This is a genomic window from Pelagibacterium sp. (assembly GCF_048264985.1).
Classification (GTDB): domain Bacteria; phylum Pseudomonadota; class Alphaproteobacteria; order Rhizobiales; family Devosiaceae; genus Pelagibacterium.
On record NZ_JBLXCL010000001.1, the window covers coordinates 1,543,414 to 1,565,335 of the forward strand.

Consider the following 21,922-nt stretch of genomic DNA (forward strand, 5'->3'; position numbering starts at 1 on the left):
ATGATCCAGGCAATCGTATTCCTGCCGCTGATCGGCGCGCTGGTGGCTGGCCTTTTTGGCCGTGCCATCGGGCACAAGCCCGCGGAGATCATCACCACATCGCTGCTGATGATTGCCGCAGTTCTATCGTGGATCGTCTTCCTTCCGTTCTTTCTGGGCGATGGGGAAGCCTATAAGATTACCGTTCTATCGTGGATCCATTCAGGAGATCTCGAGATCGACTGGGTGCTGCGTGTTGATACTCTGACCGCAATAATGCTGGTCGTGGTCAACACCGTCTCCTCATTGGTTCACCTCTATTCCATCGGCTATATGCACGAGGATCCGCACCGCGCGCGCTTCTTCGCCTATCTATCGCTCTTCACCTTTGCGATGCTAATGCTGGTAACTGCGGACAACTTCGTCCAGATGTTCTTCGGCTGGGAAGGTGTTGGCCTGGCATCCTATCTGCTAATCGGCTTCTGGTACAAAAAAGAGTCGGCTCGCGCAGCTGCGGTCAAGGCGTTCGTTGTCAACCGAGTTGGTGACTTCGGATTTTCACTAGGGATTTTTGGCACTTTCTTTCTCGTTGGCACTTTGGGGTTTGATGAGACATTTGCCGCTCTACCGGGCGTTGCAGATGCAGCGATGCCTTTCCTTTGGTGGGATGCGCATGCGATGACCGTCATTTGCCTGCTGCTCTTTATGGGTGCCATGGGCAAGTCCGCGCAGTTTCTGCTGCACACTTGGTTGCCCGACGCCATGGAGGGCCCAACACCGGTCTCCGCGCTAATTCACGCGGCGACGATGGTGACAGCAGGTGTCTTCATGGTCGCGCGATTGTCGCCGATGTTTGAGCTGAGCGAGGCAGCGACGCTATTCATCATCTATATCGGCGCAATAACTGCATTCTGCGCGGCGACAATCGGGCTTGTTCAGAACGATATCAAACGCGTCATCGCCTATTCGACAATGTCACAGCTCGGATACATGTTCGTGGCGCTGGGTGTTGGTGCGTATTCGGCGGGCATCTTCCATCTGTTTACGCATGCGTTTTTCAAGGCTCTGTTGTTCCTTGGGGCAGGCTCAGTGATCCACGCGATGCATCACGAGCAGGACATGCGCAACATGGGCGGTATCGCACGCAAGATCCCGATTACCTATGCCATGATGCTCATTGGTACTTTGGCTCTTACCGGGGTGGGAATTCCAGGCACATCGTTCGGTTTTGCAGGCTTCTTCTCCAAGGATGCCATTATCGAGGCGTCATACGCTTTCGGTGGCACCGCTGGCTCGTTTGCCTTTTGGTTGCTTGTGATCGCGGCACTGTTTACCAGCTTTTACTCGTGGCGCCTTGTCCACCTGACATTCCATGGCCCGACACGCGCAGATCATCACACTTTTGACCACGCGCACGAGAGCCCGAACGTAATGCTGATCCCGCTATACGTACTGGCCGCAGGCGCTGTCCTGTCCGGTGTGGTTTTCTATGACGTGTTCTTCGGGCACGCCGAGCATATTGAGCACTTCTTCCATGGTGCGATCATTGTTGACGAGCTCATAATCGATGAAGCCCACCATGTCCCGACTTGGGTCAAATGGTCTGCAACCGTCGCCATGCTGATCGGCTTCGTGACCGCCTGGTACATGTATATCCGCAAACCGGATACCCCACGGCAGCTCGCCGCCGAACAGCCGCTGCTCTACAAGTTCCTGCTCAATAAGTGGTACTTCGACGAGCTGTATGACCGCATCTTCGTCCGGCCGGCGCGCTGGATTGGCACAGCGCTCTGGAAGGGCTTCGACGATTGGTTGATCGACCAGACCCTTGTGGAGGGTCTCGGTCGCCGCGTCCGGCAGGTGACGGGATATGTCACCCGTCTGCAGTCCGGTTATCTCTATCACTACGCCTTCGCCATGCTCATCGGCGTTGCCGCCCTTATCACTTGGGCCATCGCCGCCGGGGGACTTCTGGGATGATCCTTGAAAACAACATCCTGACCATCGTTACTTTTCTGCCGCTGGTCGGGGCCTTCTTCATTCTGTTAACCCCGGGTGGCGACGCCGTCGCGCAACTCAACATCAAGCGCATAGCGCTTGCCACAACCGTTGTGACCTTCGTGTTCACATTAGTCATGTGGGGCATGTTCGATCCGGAGACTGCGGACTTCCAGTTTGTTCAGAACCATCCATGGCTTGGTGATGTCATCGGCTACCGCATGGGTGTGGATGGCATATCAGTTCTTTTCATTGTTCTGACTGGGCTGTTGATGCCCATGTGTATTCTTGCGAGCTGGGATTCGATCTCGTTCCGCATTCGAGAATACATGGTGCTGTTCCTGGTTCTTGAGATGCTGATGATCGGGGTCTTCTCGACACTCGATCTTGCCATGTTCTATGTGTTCTTTGAGGGTACGCTTGTTCCGATGTTTCTCATCATCGGAATTTGGGGCGGCAAGCGGCGTATTCAGGCGTCGTATAAGTTCTTCTTTTATACCTTCATCGGCTCTGTCCTGATGCTGCTGGCCATCATGGCCATGTATTGGCAGGCTGGAACGCTCGATATCGCGCGACTGCTGGATTACGACTTCCCGGAGAATGTGCAGTATTGGCTCTGGTTGGCTTTCTTTGCATCGCTTGCCGTGAAGATGCCAATGTGGCCATTCCACCGGTGGCTACCTGAAGCACACGTGGAAGCGCCTACTGCGGGTTCTGTCATTCTTGCGGCGATCCTGCTCAAGCTTGGCGGCTATGGCTTCCTGCGCTTTTCACTGCCCATGTTTCCAGATGCGTCGCTCTACTTTTCGAACTTCGTATTCTTCCTGTCGGTTGCAGCAATTATCATCACCTCGTTGGTGGCGCTTGTTCAGACCGACATCAAGAAGCTGATTGCCTATTCGTCCGTTGCGCATATGGGTTTCGTGACGATGGGTATTTTCGCAGGAAATGTTTACGGTGTTCAGGGCGCGATCTTTCAGATGATCTCGCACGGTATTGTTTCGGGCGCGCTCTTTCTTTCGGTCGGCGTCATCTATGATCGCATGCATACCCGCGATATCTCAGCCTATGGCGGACTCGTTGAGCGCATGCCCAGATACGCATTTGCCTTCATGGTATTCACCATGGCCAATGTTGGGCTACCGGGTACGTCCGGGTTTGTCGGTGAGTTCCTGACGCTTTTGGGTATTTTCCAAGTCAACACATGGTTTGCGGTGTTGGCGGCAACAGGGCTGATCTTGTCGGCATGTTATGCGCTCTGGCTCTATCGCAAGATAGTCTGGGGTGCGCTTGAAAAGGAAAGCTTGAAGTCAATTCTCGACCTCAATGCTCGCGAGATGGTGACGATCGTCCCCCTGATCATCCTCACTATTCTCTTTGGTTTCTATCCGGCGCCTTTGATGGACGCGATGGCCACTTCGGTGGGCGCGCTTGTTGATCAGTACCAGGCCGCTGTTGGCATCGAACCGATGTCTGCGCTTGTCGATGTGACGGTGCCTGCTGCAGATGCAGCAGTGCCTGCCAGCTCGACTCATTAGGAGGTGAATGTGGTGTCTGAATTTGCCGGTTTTGCCTCTCTGGCGCCCGCCTATCCCGAAATGCTGCTCGCCGTTGGCGCGTTGGTGCTTTTGCTCATTGGCGTGTTCGCCAAGAAGGAAATTGCAACGGGCATTACGGGCATTGCTATCGGTTTGCTGGTCGCCATCGCGGTTATGGTGTCGTTCCTTCCTTCCGAAGGTGTGATCTTTTCGGGCGGATTCATTAATGATGGCTTTGCCCGTTTCATGAAGGTTCTTATCCTGGTGGGATCGGCGTTCGCGCTCGTCCTATCTGTGTCCAGCGCCTCGGATAACGGCCTTAACAAGTTCGAATATCCAGTGCTTGTCGTCCTTGCGACGCTCGGCATGATGATGATGGTCTCGGCCAATGATTTGATGAGCCTCTATGTGGGCCTCGAATTGCAGTCGCTCGCCCTCTATGTGCTCGCCTCATTCAAGCGTGATAGCGGGAAGGCTACCGAAGCCGGCCTGAAGTATTTTGTGCTGGGCGCCTTGTCGTCGGGCATGCTGCTTTACGGCGCTTCGTTGGTTTACGGTTTTACTGGTCATACTCAACTCGATCAGATCGCCCAGGCGGTTGCGCTCGGTGAGCGGACACCGGGTATTGTGTTCGGGCTTGTGTTCCTTCTTGCCGGCCTCGCTTTCAAGATCTCAGCAGTGCCGTTCCACATGTGGACGCCGGACGTTTATGAAGGTGCACCTACGCCGGTCACAGCGTTTTTCGCGTCGGCGCCCAAAGTCGCCGCGATGGCCCTGCTTATCCGGGTCGTGTTCGACGGGTTCGAACCCATCGCCAGCGATTGGCAGCAGGTTGTAATCTTCATTTCGATCGCATCAATGGTTCTGGCGTCGTTTGCTGCCATAGGTCAGAACAATCTCAAGCGGCTACTTGCATATTCATCGATTGGACACGTCGGGTTCGCCCTTGTCGGCCTTTCTGCAGGTAACATCATTGGTGTGGAAGGGGTCGCCATTTACATGGCAGTCTACCTTACCATGACGATCGGCACGTTCGCATGCATCCTCGCGCTCAAGAATGAGGATGGCTACGTCGAGACCATTGACGATCTCGCTGGCCTTTCGAAGTCGCGTCCGTTCGTTGCTGCCATTCTGGCGCTCTTCATGTTCTCCCTGGTTGGATTGCCGCCACTTGCCGGTTTCTTCGCTAAATGGCAGGTGTTTTTGGCGGCTATCGAAGCTCAGCTGTTTGTGCTGGCCGTTATCGGCATGCTGGCAAGCGCCGTCAGTGCATTCTACTATCTGCGCGTCATAAAGGTTATGTATTTCGACGAGCCTGTACAATCCTATGCAGTGCCGGCAGTTGAGTTGCGGGTGGTCATGGCGATCACTGGCTTTTTGGTGCTCAGCTACTTCTTCACTGTCGGTGCGCCTTTGACGGCTATAGCCAACGGTGCGGCCAACTCCTTATTCTAGAGTAGGGTCGGGTGGTCGCCTTTCCGCTCCCTGAAAATGCTGTCGAGGCCGGTTATCGCGTTATCGGCTTTGATAACGTTGGCTCGACCAATGCCGAGGCTATGCGTGCCGCGATGGCCGGCGACGCAGGCAAGATCTGGTACGCAGCTCTACAACAAACAGAGGGCAAGGGACGTCGCGGGCGCGCGTGGGAAAGCCCACACGGAAACCTGGCGGCATCGCTCATGATGGTTCCGGACGCACCAGCGTCGGGACTTGCAGGTTTGGGTTTTGTTGCGGGCGTAGCGCTCAACACTGCACTGTCCCGGCTTTTACCGTCCGCCGCAATTCGCAGCGGGGTCGACGGTGCCGATGGAGTCAGTGATGGGGGCGCCGCGCGGATAGCACTGAAATGGCCAAACGATTTGCTCGCCGATGGCGCCAAAATTGCTGGCATACTGCTTGAAGCACAAAAGCGCCCTGATGGCAGGACGGCAATCGTCGTTGGCATCGGTGTAAATGTCGCGGCGGCGCCTGAGGGGCTGCCTTACCCTGCGACCTCACTGGCTGAAATGGGCGTGCGGTTCGATGCGGCAGCCGTTTTTGAGTCACTGGCCGAAAGTTGGGTCGAGTGTTACCAGACTTGGAACAATGGGGCCGGAACAGGCAACATTATCCGTCTCTGGCGCGAAAGCGCTGCCGGGATTGGTGCCGAGGTTGCCGTCAAGCGCGGTGACGGTGTGCTGCGCGGCGTATTTGAAACCATTGATGATGCGGGCCATCTGATTGTCCGCGACGATGAAGGACATCGTATCGCCATAGCAGCGGGCGACGTCCATTTTGGAACCACGGCAACGCTGCGCTGAGAGGGCGATTGCCGTTCAATTTTGAAAGGGCGTGACCGGCATCCGGTCGCGCAATAGCCCATGGCAAATAAACAGTCCGGACAGGACGAAATGGTCTTCCTGCCCCTTGGCGGTGTCGGTGAGATCGGCATGAATATGGGGCTTTACGGTTTTGGCCCGGCTGATAATCGCAAATGGCTGGTGGTCGATTGCGGCGTAAGTTTTGGCGGTCCCGAATTGCCTGGCATCGAGTTGGTAATGCCAGATCCAACGTTTCTCGAAGAAGAGAGCGATAATGTCGTCGGGCTCGTGCTGACACACGCTCACGAAGATCACTACGGTGCGATCCTCGATATCTGGCCGGCCTTCGACAAGCCTGTATTCGCCGGTCGGTTCGGCGCAGCCATGCTCAAGGCAAAGCGGATATCGAACAACATTGAAGATGATGTCGAAGTTCAGATCTTTACGCCAGGCGTTGCCTTTCAGGTGGGACCGTTCAAGGTTGAGCCGATTGAGGTTTCTCATTCGATCCCCGAGTCCAACGCCCTGTTGATCGAAACACCAGCCGGTCGTGTTATTCACACGGGTGACTGGAAGATCGACCCATCGCCGATCGGAACCGCGCCCACTAACATAAAGCGCTTCAAGGAGATTGGATCGGATGGCAAACCGCTCGCCCTGATCTGCGATTCTACTAATGCGATGAAAGAAGGCGATAGCCCTTCGGAAACAGAAGTAGGGGTCAACCTTGAACGCTTGATCGCGACAGCAAAAAACCGCGTCGCTGTGACCATCTTTGCCTCGAACCTCGGACGCATGATTTCCATAGCTCATGCAGCGGCCAAGGCCGATCGGCAGGTCGTTGCCGCGGGCAGGGCGGTTCATCGCATCGCCGGCATTGCACGCGAGTTGGGTTTGATGGAGGGCGTCCCCGAGTTTCTCGATCAGGACGCCTATGGATACTTGCCCCGCGACAAGGTCGTGCTGATCGCCACAGGCAGTCAGGGCGAGTCGCGTGCTGCGATGGCTCGCATTGCAGACGGCTCCCACCCTGTCATTGATCTTTCGCCCGGAGATATGGCCATCTTTTCGTCCTGGGCCATCCCGGGCAACGAAAAGGCAGTACTCGATATTCAGAACAAGCTGGTCGACAAGGGCGTGCAGATTGTCACCGGGCGTGACGAGATGATCCACGTTTCCGGGCATCCGCGGCGACATGAGCTGGCTCAACTCTATGAATGGCTCGAGCCCGACATCCTCATTCCGGTCCACGGCGAACCCATGCATCTCGAAGCTCACGCTAAATTCGCGCGTGAAAAGGGCATCAAGACTGTCCTCTCGATCCGCAACGGCGACATGGTCCAGTTGTTTCCCAACACCAAGCACCACCGTGCCGAAGTGCGTACGGGCATCCTTTATCTTGATGGCAACCTGTTGTGTACGCCAGAAGAATCGAATGTCCGTGATCGTCGTCGGCTCGCCTTTGGTGGCGTTGCCATCGTCAGTCTCGTGGTCAACTCCAAGGGGCAGATCGTCTCAGGTCCGGAATTCGATCTGGACGGGCTTCCCGAACTGGCAGACGATGACGATCCACTCAGCGCTGTCGCCCATTCAGCGGCCCGAGGAGTGATCAAGAGCTTTCCGGAAAAACGCCGTTCAGATACCGGCCGTTTTGCGGAAGCGATTCGTCGTGCGGTGCGCTCGGAACTCAATGCCGCATGGGGTCGCAAGCCTATCGTCAAGGTCTTCGTTCATAAGGTGTAGCTTAGATAATGCAGCCGTTTACCTACGTCGCCATCTATTTCATCGTTTGGTGGACAGTGCTTTTTGCCGTTCTTCCGTTCGGTGTACGAAGCCAGCATGAAGACGGGGAGGTGCTTGACGGCACCGATCCCGGCGCGCCGGTCAAAGTCCACATATGGCAAAAAGTGCTCGCAACTACACTGATTTCAGCAGTGCTGACAGTCCTGATCTTTTGGGGAATGACATCGCCCTGGTTGATAGAATACTGGAGCTGAGGGCGGGAGTTCAGCAGATCAAATCAGCTGATGTAGAACAAAAAAATGCAGGGCTAAAGCCCTGCATTTCAAAAAAAGTTTCGCGACAATCCACTGGTCTTACAGCGCTCAGATCGGGCGGCCAGTGCTCCTCCCTTGATATTGTCAGCGTCGGCAGGTTGTACCCACCTCTCTTTATATGGGGCGGACCCTATCAAGGACAAATTGTCGCTACAAGCAGAAAATTCGACAATTGTCGCGTCCTGACAAAAAACCGACAGGAAGTTGATCGATGCCGGGCGGACTTGCCTTTTGAACGTTCCTTGCGCTTGATTGCGCAGCCCGGTATTGAGCCTTTGAGTCGGTTCCCGGCAAATCGGAGTTCTCATGCGCCTTTCCCGTTATTTCCTGCCCGTCCTTAAAGAGACGCCCAAAGAGGCGGAAATTACGTCTCATCGTTTCATGTTGCGTGCCGGCATGATCCGACAGCAGGCGTCCGGCCTTTATTCCTGGCTGCCGCTCGGTTTTAAGGTGCTGCGCAAAATCGAGAAGATCATCGAAGAAGAGCAGAACCGCTCTGGCGCTATCCAATTGCTGATGCCTACCATTCAATCCGCCGATCTTTGGCGCGAAAGTGGACGGTACGAAGCCTATGGCAAGGAAATGCTTCGCATCGAGGATCGTCACGAACGAGAGATGCTTTACGGTCCTACCAACGAGGAGATGATAACTGACATCTTCCGGACCTATGTAAAATCCTACAAGGACTTGCCGCTCAATCTCTACCACATCCAGTGGAAGTTCCGCGACGAAGTACGCCCTCGCTTCGGGACGATGCGAGCCCGTGAGTTTTTGATGAAGGATGCCTATTCGTTCGATCTGGATCAGGAAGGTGCAGTCCGCTCTTATCACCGTATGTTCGTGGCCTATCTGCGCACTTTTCATCGGCTCGGCCTGACGGCCATACCCATGCGTGCTGACACGGGCCCGATCGGTGGCGATCTTTCTCACGAGTTCATCGTTCTTGCCGACACAGGCGAGAGCGAAGTGTTTTGTCACCGGGATCTTCTGGAAAAGCCAATTCCTTCAGCCGACACCGACTTCAATGCGGATCTGAGTCCCATCTTCGAAGATTGGACCTCGTTGTACGCTGCGACAGAAGAAATGGTCGATATGGCTGAATATGAAAGTGATGTAGCTGAGGACAAGCGCGTGTCCGCACGTGGTATTGAAGTGGGGCACATCTTCTATTTCGGCACCAAGTACTCCGAGCCTATGGGGGCGAAGGTGATGGGACCGGACGGCAAGGAAGTGCCTGTTCACATGGGATCATATGGCATCGGCCCATCGCGCCTGGCGGCGGCGATTATCGAAGCCAGTCATGACGAGAATGGCATCGTGTGGCCGGTATCAGTGGCACCGTTCGAGGTAACGCTCATCAACCTGAAGGCAGGCGACGCTGAATGTGACGCCGCCAATGAAAAGCTCTATGGCCAACTGAATGCTGCGGGGATTGATGCGCTTTACGATGACCGTACAACTGGTGCCGGCCAGAAATTCGCGACCTCTGATCTTATTGGCATTCCCTTCCAGTTGATCGTTGGACCGCGCGGCCTTGCGTCAGGAGAAGTGGAAATCAAACACCGTAAATCCGGCGAACGCGAAACAATTGGCATCGAAGACGCCATTGCCCGCCTCAAGGCGCTTATTGAGCCAGAACGCAGAGATACCATTTGACCTCCGTCGACGCCGCCCGGCAACAAAAGGGAACGCGCCCATTTTCACGCTTTGAGTGGCTGGTATCTGGCCGCTATTTGCGGGCAAGGCGGAGTGATGCGTTCATTTCTGTCATCGCCGCCCTGACAATGATTGGCATCGCCATAGGCGTTGCAACTCTTATTGTGGTCATGAGCGTTATGAACGGGTTTCGCGACGAGCTGCTGTCAAAAATACTCGGATTGAATGGCCACTTCACCGCCTTTCCAATCGAAGAGACTTTCGACGACTATGAGGCGGTGCGAGATAGACTTCAGGGCATTGATGGGGTCGTGTCGGCTGTCGCGTTTGTAGAAGGTCAGGCGCTGGTCACCGGTACATACAACTCGACTGGCGCAAATGTGCGCGGCATGACGCTCGACGACATTGAAAAGCTTCCTTTGCTCTATTCGAGCGCGTTGTCTGGCGGTTGGGACGACTGGGACAATCTCCAGGGCGTTGCCATTGGGGGCCGCATGGCTTCCCAGCTCGGCGTGACCGTGGGCGACACAATAACCATCGTCACGCCGGATGGTCCGCGTACGCCGCTCGGTTCAACACCGCAGATACGCTCCTATCCCGTCAATGTCGTTTTCGACGTTGGGATGGTCGAATTCGACTCGCTGTTCATATTTATGCCGATCAGAACCGCGCAGAATTATTTCCGGCTTTACGAAGATCGCCTGCGCGAGGGCATGGAAGCGCCTGACATCATGGCCACCGATGAAGAAATCGATGCGGCCTACGAACGGATTTATACAGCGACAGCCGTCGAAGTGTTTCTCGATGACCCCGATGCCACTTGGGACATGCAGCTCGTGCTTGAGCAGGCTGCAGGGCGGCCGATGGTGTTTACCGACTGGCAGCGGCGCAACGCCACTTTCTTCTCGGCGCTGCAGGTCGAGCGCGTTGTGATGTTCACAATACTATCAATGATTGTCCTCGTTGCCGCCTTCAATATCATTTCTAGCCTCGTCATGCTCGTTAAGGACAAGGGTGCCGATATCGCGGTGTTGCGCACAATGGGCGCGACACGGTCTTCAATTATGCGAATTTTCTGCATTACTGGCACCGCAATTGGTTTTGTTGGCACAATTGCCGGATTTCTGCTTGGGCTGGTTGTGGCCGTCAATGCCGAAACCATTCGCGCCTGGGTCTCCAACGTCATTGGCGTGGCACTCTTTCCGCCCGAAGTGTTCATGCTGTCTCAGCTTCCTTCCCGCGTCGATGCTGTAGAAGTGACGGTGGTGCTTGTGATGGCACTTGGGTTGTCTTTCCTGGCAACGCTCTATCCTGCTTGGCGCGCCGCACAGTATGACCCTGTAGAGGCTTTGCGCTATGAGTGATGTACTTCTCGAACTCAAGAATGTGCAGCAGACCTATGGTGACGGGGCAGGGGCTGTTCATGTCCTCAATGGGGCAGATCTCACAATCCGGCGTGGTGAAATCGTCGCGCTGATTGCTCCGTCAGGCGCTGGCAAGTCGACCTTGCTGCACATATGTGGTTTGCTTGAACGCCCAACGGGCGGCGATGTTGATATCGATGGAGAACGCACGGCAAAGCTGGCTGATCGCCAGCGGACATTGCTGCGCCGCCATTTGATTGGCTATGTATACCAATTCCATCATCTGCTTCCCGAGTTCAGCGCGCTCGAAAATGTAACAATGCCGCAATTGATTGCTGGCGAAAGTCAACGCGATGGCGACGCGCGCTCGAAACAATTGCTTGATGCCATGGGTATTGGGCACCGCTCGACCCATCGCCCCGCAGAACTTTCGGGTGGCGAACAACAGCGTGTAGCGATTGCCCGCGCATCAGCCAATAAGCCGAGCCTTATTCTTGCTGACGAGCCTACGGGCAATCTTGACCCGACCACCTCGGACACGGTGTTTTCAGCTTTGGCAGAACTCATACGGCAACAAAATGCCGGCTGCATCATCGCAACCCATAACCATGATCTGGCCCGCAAAGCCGACCGGATCGTGACCATAGTCGACGGCAAGATCCAGCCCGCAACGCTTTAACACATGCCATCCAGGCCGCCGCCGCATTTGGATGGGGCAGCGACAGGGGCTAACTGCGGCTGGCGTGTCGGTCATTACTGAGCTGCTGAACGGTCCTGCTTACTGCGCCATAAAGATCACCCCATTGGCTCTGGCATAGGCGTGCCGGTTAGGGGGGGGGGCAAGAGTTTCTTAACCAATGGAATGCGCGTCCTGTGAATAATGTGGACAAGAACAAAACGGGAATTTATAAGAACAAACCATAAACACTGTGTAACGGAGGCTTCCATGCTCGATTTCGTCAAGGATTTCATGGCTCTTGTTTCGCTCACGGCCTTTGGTGGCGTGACACTGGTTTATCTGGATATGATGCCTTACTTCGTCTGATTCCTCTTTGTGCATAAACCGCTCTCAAGGTGGCTTCTTGAACCTTGGGCTGGCACAAAGGCAGTTCAATATATTCGGGTAGCTAACAATGTCCGGTCCCGGCTTCGTTCATCTCCATGTCCACTCTGCATTTTCCCTGCTTGAGGGCGCGCTGCCCCTCGCGACAATTTTGGATATGGCAAAAGCGGACGGGCAGCCCGCAATCGGCATTGCAGACACAAATAACCTGTTCGGCGCTTTGGAATTTTCAGAGAAGGCTTCAGGGAAGGGCATTCAGCCCATTATCGGATGCGAGTTGGCTCTCGATTTCGGCTCAGATTCAGAAAAACCTTCCGACCGTGTAAATCTTGGCAAGGGGTCGGTTGTCCTGATTGCAGCGGATGCCGGTGGATTTTCCAATCTCGCCGAGCTGGTCTCCCGAGCATATCAGGAGGGCAGTGATGGCCGCACGGCGATCCATATCGAATGGTTGGTCGATAACGCCCAGGGATTGCTGTGTCTGACCGGGGGCCCGGAAGGGGCAATCGATCCTTACCTCGCCGCTGGACTGGATGTGCAGGCAGAGGCACGGTTGACCGTACTCCATCGTGTATTCGGTGATCGGCTCTATGTCGAACTCCAGCGCCATGACCGACCGCTCGAAAACGCCGTCGAACCGAGGTTGGTTGAACTTGCCTATGAACTCGGTGTGCCGCTGGTGGCCACGAACGAGCCCTATTTCCCCAAGCAGGAAGACTACGACTCTCATGATGCTCTGCTGGCGATTGCAGCCGGTTCCGTCGTAGCCCAGAGTGAACGCCGTCGGCTATCGGATCAACATAGCTTCAAGTCCCGCGAGGAAATGATTGCGCTGTTTTCCGACCTTCCCGAAGCGCTGGAAAATACTGTCGAGATCGCGCAACGCTGCAGCTACCGGCCAAGAACCCACGATCCGATTCTGCCGAAGTTTGCAGCCGCGGATGGAGTCGGCGAGGAAGAGGCCGTTACGGCGGAAGGCGAGGAACTTGCCAGACAAGCGCGCGAAGGTCTTAAAGCACGACTGACCGATTATGGTCATGCGCCCGACCGAACGACCCAGGAATACGAAGATCGCCTGGAGTTCGAGATAAAAGTGATACGGGACATGAAGTTTCCCGGCTACTTCCTTATCGTTGCAGATTTTATTAAATGGGCCAAGGCCCACAACATTCCTGTCGGGCCTGGTCGCGGGTCCGGAGCGGGCTCGCTCGTGGCCTATGCTCTTACGATCACCGATCTGGATCCGCTGCGCTACAATTTGCTTTTCGAACGCTTTCTCAATCCTGAGCGCGTGTCGATGCCCGACTTTGATATCGACTTCTGTCAGGAACGCCGCGAAGAGGTCATTCGCTACGTTCAGGACAAGTATGGGTATGAGCAAGTTGCGCAGATCATCACATTCGGAACGCTTCAACCGCGCGCTGCGCTGCGTGACGTGGGCCGGGTACTTCAGATGCCCTATGGGCAGGTTGATCGCATCTGCAAGCTGGTACCGAACAACCCTGCGAATCCTGTGACTTTGACGCAGGCGATCAATGACGAACCGCGTCTGCAAATGATGCGCGATGAAGACGAAACAGTCGCCGAACTTTTGCGAATTGCCGGCAAACTTGAGGGATTGTTCCGACACGCCTCGACCCATGCCGCAGGCATTGTGATCGGCGATCGCCCGCTGCAAAAACTGCTGCCGCTCTACCGCGATCCACGCTCCGACATGCCTGTTACCCAGTACAATCTCAAATGGGTTGAGCCGGCGGGCCTGGTCAAGTTCGACTTTCTCGGCCTCAAGACACTGACTACGATTCGCTACGCAGTGGAGATGGTCAAGGAGATCGGCGTCGATCTCGATATCGATGCCATACCGCTTGAAGATGCCCCGACTTACAAGCTTTATGCCGATGGAGATACCTACGGCATTTTCCAGTTTGAAAGTCCGGGAATGCGACGCTCTCTCGTTGAGCTCAAGCCTGACCGGATCGAAGATTTGATCGCGATGAACGCGCTCTATCGCCCTGGTCCCATGGACAACATTCCGAGCTTCATCAACAGAAAGCATGGAACCGAGAAGGTCGTGTATCCACATGACACCCTCGCGACCGTGCTCGATGAAACCTATGGCATCATCGTCTATCAGGAACAGGTGATGCAGATCGCTCAGCTTCTCGCCGGGTACTCGCTGGGTGAAGCCGATATGCTGCGCCGGGCCATGGGGAAAAAGATCAAGGCGGAAATGGACAAACAGCGTGTCCGTTTCCAGGAAGGTGCAGTTCGAAACGGCATCAAGAAGGGTCAAGCTGACACGATCTTTGATTTGTTGGCCAAGTTCGCCAATTACGGCTTCAATAAGAGCCACGCTGCCGCTTACGCTTGGGTGTCCTACCAGACCGCCTATCTGAAGACCCACTACCCAGAGCAGTTTTATGCAGCGTCAATGACGCTCGATATGGCCCAGACCGACAAGCTATCCGATTTTCGTCGTGAGGCTCAGAAAAAGGGCATTGAGGTTGTGCCCCCCTGCATCAACCGGTCCGAAGTCAACTTCTCAGTACGCGATGGCCGCATTCTTTATTCGCTTTGTGCAGTTAAAGGTGTGGGGCGCAACGTTGCCGAACATATCGTCGAAGTTCGCGGTGACTCCCCGTTCAAGGATCTCGCTGACTTTGCATCGCGCATAGATCCCAAAATTATCAATAAGCGGACGCTCGAAACCCTGATCAACGCGGGTGCTTTCGACTTGCTGAACAAGCGGCGTGAGCGGCTGGTCGAGGTGATTGACACCATCGTCAACACCGCCCAGCGCGAAACCAGCGGTCGGGCTGACGGTATTGTTGATATGTTTGCATCGAGCCAGCCACAGGCGATCGAGCCTCCCGAGCACATCGCACCGTGGAGCCTGACTGAACGTTTGGCACGTGAACACGCGGCGATCGGCTTTTATCTCTCTGCGCACCCACTCGATGACTATAGCGAGCTGTTTGAAAAATTGCGGGTCCAGCAATGGTCCACCTTCGAACGTTCGGCGCGTAACGGTGCCGTGGCAGGCCGTTTGGCCGGAACTTTGATCTCGCGCCAGGATCGCCGTACCCGCAAGGGATCGACCATGGCGATAATGATGTTCTCTGACCCCAGCGGATCCTTCGAGTGCATTGCCTTTTCCGAACAGATCAGCGATTTCGGGCGCTGGCTGGAGCCGGGCAATTCAATAGTGCTCGAAGTTGGCGCCGATTCTCGACCTGACGGTGTCCGGCTTCGTCTCATCAATTGTGAACCCATAGATGCTTCGGTCGAAAAGCTCGGCAGACGCATGACGATTTTTGCCGGCAATGAACGGTGTCTTGGTCCGATCAAGTCCCAGCTCCAACCGGGGGGGGAAGGGGTAGTCAGTCTTGTTCTCGTTCGCAATGAAGGCGAACGCGAGTATGAAATTGAATTGGCGGGCCATTTTCGCCTGACGCCACAACTGGCCGGTGGACTAAAGGCGATCACCGGCGTGGTTGATGTTCGCTTGAACTAGGCGCTAATGCTTGCCATATGAGTGGGGCTGCTATATAGCCCGCAGCGTCAAATCCACATGCAAAGGCGGCCCTGTGTCTAAACAGGTCCATCCGGTGGCGGGAAACCGCCTCTTTTCCTTTGCAGAGGCATAACCGGTAAAGGAGTATACCAAATGGCATTGCCAGATTTTTCCATGCGTCAATTGCTTGAGGCCGGCGTCCACTTCGGTCACCAGAAGCACCGCTGGAACCCCAAGATGGAACGCTACATTTTCGGCGTTCGTAACGACATTCACATTATCGATCTGAGCCAGACCGTGCCAGCGCTGTATCGCGCCCTTCAGCTCATCAGCGACACCGTCGCAGATGGCGGCCGCGTACTGTTTGTCGGCACCAAGCGCCAGGCCGCTCCGCTGGTTGCGGAATCTGCCCGCCAGAGCGCTCAGTACTACGTCAACTCGCGCTGGCTCGGCGGTATGCTGACCAACTGGCAGACAATTTCGAACTCCATCGCACGTCTGCGTGAGCTGGAATCGCTCCAGGCGGAGGGCGCGACCGGCTTGACCAAGCGTGAACGTCTGCAGCGCAGCCGCGAGCAGGAACGTCTTGAACGTGACTTGGGCGGCATCAAGGACATGGGTAACATCCCGAATCTGATGTTCGTCATCGACACTAACAAGGAAGCCAACGCTATCAAGGAAGCCCGTCGTCTCGGTATTCCCGTCGTTGCTATTGTCGACACTAACTGTGATCCCGACATCGTTGATTACCCAATCCCGGGCAACGATGACGCTGCGCGTGCCCTCGAGCTTTATCTCTCGCTCGTCTCCAAGGCTGCGATCGATGGTATCGCCCGCTCGTCATCTTCGATGGGGCGCGACATCGGTGCTTCTGAAGAGGTTCTTGAAGAGCCTGCTCTCGAAGCGGAGCCCGCTGCAGAACAGCCGGCCGAAGGTGAAGCCGCGCAGGCATAATTGCCAGCGCGTCATATCCCCGACACGCATTTATCATTATCCGTGCCTATGATCCCGCGCCGCTTGGCGCGGGATCTGGGCAGACAAAGAGGTACCGAGATGTCAATCAGTGCAGCAGATGTGAAGCAGCTCCGCGAAATGACCGGCGTGGGCATGATGGACTGCAAGAAGGCGCTCACCGAAACCAATGGCGATATTGAAGCTGCGGTCGATTGGCTGCGCTCAAAGGGTCTTGCCAAGGCTGCCAAGAAGGCAGATCGCGTGGCTGCAGAGGGTCTGGTGGGTATTGCCGTTGAAGGCAATCGCGCAGCAATCGTCGAAATCAACTCTGAGACCGATTTCGTTGCCCGTAACGAACAGTTCCAGGGCATCGTGCGGAACTCTGCAAAGCTTGCGTTGGAAGCGAATGGCGATGTTGAAGCGCTTGGCGCTGCCCAATTCCCTGGAACAGGCCGTACGGTTTCTCAGGAGCTGACGGAAGCGATCGCAAAGATCGGCGAAAACATGACTCTGCGCCGCGCTGCAGTCATGGAAGTCGCTCAGGGGGCAATCGGTAGCTACGTCCATTCATCGATTTCTGAAGGTTTGGGCCGCATTGGTGTGCTCGTTGGGCTCGAATCTGCCGGTGACCAGACAAAGCTTGCAGCTTTGGGCCGCCAGATCGCAATGCATGTCGCTGCCACCAAACCGCTGTCACTTTCGTCTGCTGATCTCGATCCAGAGGCTGTTGAGCGGGAGCGCGCCGTATTCTCCGAGCAAGCTCGCCAGTCCGGAAAGCCTGATAATATCATCGAAAAGATGGTCGAAGGTCGTATCCGCAAGTATTACGAGGAAGTGACTCTTCTCGCGCAGACATTCGTGATCGATGGCGAAAACACCGTCGAACAGGCCGTCAAGAATGCTGAAGCAGACGTAGGCGCTCCGATCAAAGTTGCCGGTTACGTGCTCTTTGCTCTTGGTGAAGGTATCGAAAAGCAGGAATCGGACTTCGCTGCCGAGGTTGCCGCCGCTGCGGGCACCGCGTAACTTAGCCGAAATTTTTTCGGATTCGTTGTCGCAATAAGCTCGAAAGCAGGACACATATATGTCCAGAACCGGCTATTCACGCGTCTTGCTCAAGGTCTCCGGCGAAGCACTCGCCGGAGACCAGTCATATGGAATAGAGCCTGAATTTCTCAATTCCGTTGCACGTCAGATCGTCGATCTGACAAGGGCCGGCATGCAGGTCGCCATTGTTATTGGTGGCGGAAATATATTCAGGGGCATGGCAGTCGCCGCTAAAGGCGGTGACCGTGTGATCGGCGATCACATGGGTATGCTCGGGACAATTATCAATTCTCTTGCATTAGGTGATGCCATTCGCAGGGCGGGGGGGAGGTCGCATGTTTTTTCGTCGGTTTCCATGCCTTCGATCTGCGATACATTCACCCAGCGTGCAGCGATTGCGGCGCTTGAAGGTGGTGCCACTGTAATTTGTGCCGGCGGCACGGGGAATCCGTTCTTTACGACCGATACTGCTGCAGCACTGAAGGCCATCGAACTGCGATGCGATGTGCTGCTTAAAGGCACCAAGGTTGATGGTGTCTATTCGGCTGATCCCGAAAAAGATCCTGCGGCCACCCGGTTCGACACAATTTCCCACGAGGAAGTCATTGCCCAGGACCTTCGGGTCATGGACACTGCAGCATTTGCCCTTGCACGCGACAACGGCTTGCCGATAATCGTTTACGCCTTGTCGGACAAAGAGGGCCTTGTAGGCGTTCTCGATGGCCGGACCCCGAGTACGCGCGTCGGCTGACGCCGGGTGCTCCAACAAAATTCATATAATTGCCTGACTGGATTGTTAGGCGGCTAACGGGCCGTGGTGCCCTGCAGGCGACCGGGAGAAAACTTGATGTCCGAAGCATTCTCACTCGAAAACCTCCGTACGCGGATGAAGAAATCCATTGAATCGATGAAGGGTGACCTCGCAGGACTGCGCACCGGACGCGCCAGCGCCAGCCTGCTTGAGCCAATCATGGTCGATGCATATGGATCCTTGATGCCGCTCAATCAGGTTGCCACTGTCTCCGTGCCAGAGCCGCGTATGTTGTCGGTTCAGGTTTGGGATCGATCAATGGCATCTGCTGTCGACAAAGCTATTCGCGAATCATCGCTCGGTCTCAATCCCATGGCCGAGGGGCAAATTATCCGCGTGCCACTGCCCGAATTGAACGAAGAGCGTCGCCGTGAGCTCTCCAAGGTCGCCCACCAATATGCCGAGCAGGCGCGTGTTGCCGTACGCCATGTCCGCCGCGACGGAATCGAGCTGCTTCGCAAGCTCGAGAAAGATGGCGACATGGGCCAGGACGATGCTCGCAACGAGACTGACCGAGTTCAGAAGGCAACTGACGACGCGATTGCTGAGATCGATCAGCTCGTGGCTGCCAAGGAACAGGAAATCATGCACGTCTAGGCATGCGCCGGATTGGTTCCGGTCTGAGGAAACCGATGTCGACACATCCGGCAACAGCACCGATTGAGCCGCAGCGGGATTTAAAGATCCCGCGTCATCTCGGCGTGATCATGGATGGGAATGGTCGCTGGGCTAATCAGCGAGGGCTAAGCCGTTCCGAAGGGCATCGCGCAGGCGTAGAGGCCGTTCGTCGCATAGTTGGCTTTGCCATCGAATATGGCGTGCAATGCCTTACATTGTTCTCGTTTTCTGCCGAAAACTGGCGGCGACCTCCCGATGAGGTCCGTTTTATTTTCGGGCTTTTGCGGCGCTTTGTATCGTCGGATCTCGAAAAACTGCATGCGCAAAACGTGCGTATCCGGATTATCGGAGATCGTGATGGGCTCGATCGTGGAATGCGCGGCACCATCGACGATGTCGAAAGCCGTACCGCGGGAAATAGCGGCCTCAATCTTGTTATAGCCTTCAACTATGGTGCCAAAACCGAGATTGTTTCAGCAACCAAAGCCATTGCGCGTAAGGTTTCCGCTGGAGAGTTGCGGCTCGAAGAGATTGATGAAAGCACAATCGATCAACATCTCGACACATCAGGGCTGCCCGATCCCGACCTCATTTTGCGGACAAGCGGCGAGATGAGGCTCTCTAATTTTTTGCTCTGGCAATCCGCCTATGCCGAACTCGTCTTTGTCGAGGAGAATTGGCCCGAATTCGACGAATCGGTTTTCGTCCGCGCGCTCAAGTCTTACACTAAGCGAGACAGGCGATTTGGCGGTATCAGGACGTGACGGAAAAAGAAGGCGCGGCGAAAAAAGCTTACGCAAAGCTATGGCCCTTCGGACCGGACCTGCTTCCACGTCTACTGTCGGCTATCGTGTTGATCCCCCTAACTGCTATTGCTCTGATCGCAGGTTGGATTCCCTTTGCGTTGTTGATCGCGCTGGTTATGGCCGGCGCCTACCGCGAGTGGGAAACGATGATCACCGGCCGACAATCTGCCTGGCCGGCGGTTTTCTTTATGGGGCTAATTGCTATCGCCGCCGTCGGGCACCCCATGAATGGTGCTTGGACAAGTTCTATAGTCTTCGGTTTTGCCATAGTGGCTGCGGTCGGCATCAAGGCACCAAATCGACATTGGCGCATTGGTGGAATCGTTTTTTTCGGCATCGCCACAATTGCGTTTCTCGCAATTCGCGGCAGTTCAGGCGTTGGAATCTGGGCTGGTGTCTTTTTGGTATCGATCGTCTGGATGACCGACATCGGCGCCTATTTTATCGGTCGCATCGTGGGCGGCACCAAGTTATCTCCCGACGTGTCGCCGTCGAAAACCTGGTCAGGAGCCGCTGGCGGATTGTGCGCTGGGACACTGAGCGGAATAGCCGTGTGGTTCCTTGCAGGGTGGGCGCTCGATACACCATCGCCATTTGCAATCGGTCTTTTGATCTCGGTCGTCATATCGATTTCCGGTCAACTCGGAGATTTGGCCGAGAGTGCGGTAAAGCGCCGCTTCGCCGTCAAAGACAGCGGTGACATCATCCCGGGGCATGGCGGCCTCATGGATCGAATCGACAGCCTCACATCGGCGGGTATCGTTCTGTGGTGCATTGGCTTGGCAAATCGCGGACTTGGCGCGGTACCCCAGGGCATCTTGTTCTGGTAGGACACCAATTCGACGCAATGGAACACCAAGGCATGCCCCGCATATGACGGCATTGCTTGAAAGGGAATTCGATGATCAGTGAACTTCCGTTCTTCCTGAACTACATCATACCTTTTCTCGGTATTCTTACGGTCATCGTTTTCGTCCATGAGATGGGACATTATCTCGTGGCGCGCTGGAATGGGGTGGCCATCGATGCGTTCTCTATTGGTTTTGGCCCCGAACTGATTGGCTGGAACGATAAACACGGCACACGCTGGCGCATTGCAGCCTTCCCCCTCGGTGGCTACGTTAAATTCACCGGCGACATGAATGCCGCGAGCATGCCCGACCCCGATACGGAGCGGTTCGATCCTGCCATCAGGCCCCGTCTGTTTTCCAACAAGTCCGTCTTTCAGCGGATGGCCATTGTCGTTGCTGGCCCGGCAGCAAACTTCCTTCTTACATTCCTGATTCTCTACGCAATGTTGCTCGGATATGGGCGCCTGACGCTCGATCCGGTCGTTGGAGATGTCATCGCGGAATCACCTGCTGCAGTGGCTGGGTTGGAGCCGGGCGACAGGTTTTTGTCAGTGGATGGCTATGACATTCGCGGCTTTGAAGATGTGCAGCGGATTGTGTCCACGGCGCCGGAGCGTTCGGTGCCCATGGTTATTGAGCGCGAAGGCGAAACAGTGAACCTTTCGCTCATACCGCGCACCGAGACCGCAACGACGCGATTTGGAAGAGAACTCAAAGTCGGACGCATGGGCGTCACGCGCGACGTCGGTGAAGGGGACGTGGTGCTTTATCGGCCTGGGCCCATAGAAGCAGTCGGAATGACCTTCGAAGAAATATATTTCATTATTGACCGCACCTTGAACTTTTTGGGCGATATTTTCATCGGCCGCGCTGATCTTGACCAAGTGGCCGGGCCCGTCGGAATGGCGCAAGTCTCTGGCGAGGTCGCTACGCTCGGCCTGTTAGCATTGGTTAACCTTACGGCACTTTTATCGTTAAACATTGGCATAATTAACCTGTTCCCAGTCCCAATGTTGGATGGTGGACACCTGATGTACTACCTTTACGAGGCAGTGCGCGGCCGCCCCCTGAGCCAGCGCGTTCAGGAAATCGGGTACCGCATTGGCTTTGCCCTGGTGTGTACGCTGATGGTTTTTACGCTGATCAACGACCTGGTCTGAAGTCAGGCCAGCGGCGGGTGTCGCGCGGTATCAAGGGGTTAGCAAGTGTTGCATGAATACATGACTGGCCATCTTTTGGCCGCAGAGCAGGGGGTTTCGCCTTGCTCGTTGAACAAAAACAGGTAAAACCTGTCATCGGAGTATGGGGGAATCCACGTCTTGAGACGATTCCCGGCCCAAGTCTCAAAAGGCAAGCAAGAACAATC

The 21,922-nt window shown here is 55.4% G+C and carries 17 protein-coding genes; all 17 read left to right on the forward strand.

Annotation, left to right across the window (positions count from 1 at the left end):
- Positions 1–1,959, forward strand: a complete 1,959-nt coding sequence (gene nuoL, locus ACN0TA_RS07635) for an NADH-quinone oxidoreductase subunit L (protein ID WP_417581402.1) — start codon at positions 1–3, stop codon at positions 1,957–1,959.
- Positions 1,956–3,515 (forward strand): NADH-quinone oxidoreductase subunit M, encoded by a 1,560-nt coding sequence (locus ACN0TA_RS07640; protein WP_417581404.1) that lies wholly within the window; start codon positions 1,956–1,958, stop codon positions 3,513–3,515. The genes nuoL and ACN0TA_RS07640 overlap by 4 nt, the downstream gene beginning before the upstream one ends.
- 9 nt (positions 3,516–3,524) lie before the next feature.
- Positions 3,525–4,970, forward strand: a complete 1,446-nt coding sequence (gene nuoN / locus ACN0TA_RS07645; RefSeq protein ID WP_417581406.1) for an NADH-quinone oxidoreductase subunit NuoN — start codon at positions 3,525–3,527, stop codon at positions 4,968–4,970.
- An 11-nt stretch (positions 4,971–4,981) separates the two neighbouring features.
- Positions 4,982–5,815 carry a biotin--[acetyl-CoA-carboxylase] ligase gene (locus ACN0TA_RS07650; RefSeq protein WP_417581408.1) on the forward strand — a complete coding sequence of 278 codons (834 nt, stop codon included), beginning with the start codon at positions 4,982–4,984 and terminating at the stop codon, positions 5,813–5,815.
- A gap of 60 nt (positions 5,816–5,875) precedes the next feature.
- Positions 5,876–7,558 carry a ribonuclease J gene (locus tag ACN0TA_RS07655; RefSeq protein ID WP_417581410.1) on the forward strand — a complete coding sequence of 561 codons (1,683 nt, stop codon included), beginning with the start codon at positions 5,876–5,878 and terminating at the stop codon, positions 7,556–7,558.
- Positions 7,559–7,566: 8 nt separating this feature from the next.
- Complete coding sequence (locus tag ACN0TA_RS07660) at positions 7,567–7,812, forward strand: DUF1467 family protein (RefSeq protein WP_417581412.1); 246 nt, start codon at positions 7,567–7,569, stop codon at positions 7,810–7,812.
- 366 nt (positions 7,813–8,178) lie between these two features.
- Positions 8,179–9,528: a proline--tRNA ligase gene (proS, locus tag ACN0TA_RS07665; RefSeq protein ID WP_417581414.1), complete on the forward strand. Its 1,350-nt coding sequence runs from the start codon at positions 8,179–8,181 to the stop codon at positions 9,526–9,528.
- A complete protein-coding gene (locus ACN0TA_RS07670; protein ID WP_417581416.1) occupies positions 9,525–10,892 on the forward strand; it encodes an ABC transporter permease in 1,368 nt (455 codons plus the stop codon). Before proS ends, ACN0TA_RS07670 begins: the two co-directional genes overlap by 4 nt.
- The gene (locus tag ACN0TA_RS07675) at positions 10,885–11,571 is read left to right on the forward strand and encodes an ABC transporter ATP-binding protein (RefSeq protein WP_417581418.1); all 687 of its coding nucleotides are present in this window, start codon (positions 10,885–10,887) and stop codon (positions 11,569–11,571) included. The genes ACN0TA_RS07670 and ACN0TA_RS07675 overlap by 8 nt, the downstream gene beginning before the upstream one ends.
- 454 nt (positions 11,572–12,025) lie before the next feature.
- Positions 12,026–15,469, forward strand: coding sequence for a DNA polymerase III subunit alpha (gene dnaE, locus ACN0TA_RS07680; RefSeq protein ID WP_417581420.1), 3,444 nt, complete (start codon positions 12,026–12,028; stop codon positions 15,467–15,469).
- A 153-nt stretch (positions 15,470–15,622) separates the two neighbouring features.
- On the forward strand, positions 15,623–16,423 hold the full coding sequence (gene rpsB, locus ACN0TA_RS07685) for a 30S ribosomal protein S2 (protein ID WP_417581422.1): 801 nt from the start codon (positions 15,623–15,625) through the stop codon (positions 16,421–16,423).
- A gap of 99 nt (positions 16,424–16,522) precedes the next feature.
- Positions 16,523–17,449, forward strand: coding sequence for a translation elongation factor Ts (tsf, locus tag ACN0TA_RS07690; protein WP_417581424.1), 927 nt, complete (start codon positions 16,523–16,525; stop codon positions 17,447–17,449).
- 58 nt (positions 17,450–17,507) lie between these two features.
- Positions 17,508–18,221 carry a UMP kinase gene (gene pyrH / locus ACN0TA_RS07695; RefSeq protein ID WP_417581426.1) on the forward strand — a complete coding sequence of 238 codons (714 nt, stop codon included), beginning with the start codon at positions 17,508–17,510 and terminating at the stop codon, positions 18,219–18,221.
- Positions 18,222–18,317: 96 nt separating this feature from the next.
- A complete protein-coding gene (gene frr, locus ACN0TA_RS07700) occupies positions 18,318–18,878 on the forward strand; it encodes a ribosome recycling factor (protein ID WP_417581428.1) in 561 nt (186 codons plus the stop codon).
- Positions 18,879–18,913: 35 nt separating this feature from the next.
- Positions 18,914–19,663 carry an isoprenyl transferase gene (locus ACN0TA_RS07705; RefSeq protein WP_417581430.1) on the forward strand — a complete coding sequence of 250 codons (750 nt, stop codon included), beginning with the start codon at positions 18,914–18,916 and terminating at the stop codon, positions 19,661–19,663.
- Positions 19,660–20,535: a phosphatidate cytidylyltransferase gene (locus ACN0TA_RS07710; RefSeq protein ID WP_417581432.1), complete on the forward strand. Its 876-nt coding sequence runs from the start codon at positions 19,660–19,662 to the stop codon at positions 20,533–20,535. The genes ACN0TA_RS07705 and ACN0TA_RS07710 overlap by 4 nt, the downstream gene beginning before the upstream one ends.
- 71 nt (positions 20,536–20,606) lie before the next feature.
- A complete protein-coding gene (rseP, locus tag ACN0TA_RS07715) occupies positions 20,607–21,716 on the forward strand; it encodes an RIP metalloprotease RseP (RefSeq protein ID WP_417581434.1) in 1,110 nt (369 codons plus the stop codon).
- The last annotated feature ends 206 nt before the right edge of the window (positions 21,717–21,922 follow it).

Excerpts from the sequence above, each read along its gene's own strand:
- nuoL (WP_417581402.1), top strand. The coding sequence starts at position 1 with ATGATCCAGGCAATCGTATTCCTGCCGCTGATCGGCGCGCTGGTGGCT.
- ACN0TA_RS07640 (WP_417581404.1), top strand. The coding sequence starts at position 1,956 with ATGATCCTTGAAAACAACATCCTGACCATCGTTACTTTTCTGCCGCTG.
- ACN0TA_RS07655 (WP_417581410.1), top strand. The coding sequence starts at position 5,876 with ATGGCAAATAAACAGTCCGGACAGGACGAAATGGTCTTCCTGCCCCTT.
- ACN0TA_RS07660 (WP_417581412.1), top strand. The coding sequence starts at position 7,567 with ATGCAGCCGTTTACCTACGTCGCCATCTATTTCATCGTTTGGTGGACA.
- proS (WP_417581414.1), top strand. The coding sequence starts at position 8,179 with ATGCGCCTTTCCCGTTATTTCCTGCCCGTCCTTAAAGAGACGCCCAAA.
- ACN0TA_RS07675 (WP_417581418.1), top strand. The coding sequence starts at position 10,885 with ATGAGTGATGTACTTCTCGAACTCAAGAATGTGCAGCAGACCTATGGT.
- dnaE (WP_417581420.1), top strand. The coding sequence starts at position 12,026 with ATGTCCGGTCCCGGCTTCGTTCATCTCCATGTCCACTCTGCATTTTCC.
- rpsB (WP_417581422.1), top strand. The coding sequence starts at position 15,623 with ATGGCATTGCCAGATTTTTCCATGCGTCAATTGCTTGAGGCCGGCGTC.
- tsf (WP_417581424.1), top strand. The coding sequence starts at position 16,523 with ATGTCAATCAGTGCAGCAGATGTGAAGCAGCTCCGCGAAATGACCGGC.
- pyrH (WP_417581426.1), top strand. The coding sequence starts at position 17,508 with ATGTCCAGAACCGGCTATTCACGCGTCTTGCTCAAGGTCTCCGGCGAA.
- frr (WP_417581428.1), top strand. The coding sequence starts at position 18,318 with ATGTCCGAAGCATTCTCACTCGAAAACCTCCGTACGCGGATGAAGAAA.
- ACN0TA_RS07705 (WP_417581430.1), top strand. The coding sequence starts at position 18,914 with ATGTCGACACATCCGGCAACAGCACCGATTGAGCCGCAGCGGGATTTA.
- rseP (WP_417581434.1), top strand. The coding sequence starts at position 20,607 with ATGATCAGTGAACTTCCGTTCTTCCTGAACTACATCATACCTTTTCTC.